Here is a 385-nt window from a genome sequence, read left to right as displayed (position 1 = left end):
GTGATCGCGGTGATGGTGTACCACGCCAACAGCAGCTGGCTCCCCGGCGGGTACCTCGGCGTCGAGGTGTTCTTCGTGATCTCGGGCTACCTGATCACGCTGTTGATCATCGCCGAGCACGAGCGCACCGGCGAGGTCGATCTCAAGAACTTCTGGATTCGAAGATTCCGGCGGCTCCTGCCCGCGTTGTTCGTGATGATGCTGCTGCTCACGGTGTGGGTGGCGCTGTTCGAACGCGACCAGCTCGGCAAGCTGCGCGGAGACGTGATCGCCGGCACGCTGTACGGATCGAATTGGTACCAGATCTGGATCGGTGCGGGATACAGCGCCGGCAACGACTTCGCGCCGCTGCGCCACCTGTGGAGCCTCGCCGTGGAGGAGCAGT

The 385-nt window shown here is 63.6% G+C and carries 1 protein-coding gene; it reads left to right on the top strand.

The annotated features are described in order from the left end of the window. Positions 1-385: acyltransferase family protein (locus tag ON45_RS20685; RefSeq protein ID WP_040496736.1), on the top strand; the 385-nt coding region annotated here is incomplete at both ends.

The sequence above is a fragment of the Ilumatobacter nonamiensis YM16-303 genome (assembly GCF_000350145.1).
GTDB classification, from domain to species: domain Bacteria; phylum Actinomycetota; class Acidimicrobiia; order Acidimicrobiales; family Ilumatobacteraceae; genus Ilumatobacter_A; species Ilumatobacter_A nonamiensis.
Note: the sequence above shows the minus strand (reverse complement) of the source record. Positions and strands in the feature narration are given on the sequence as shown.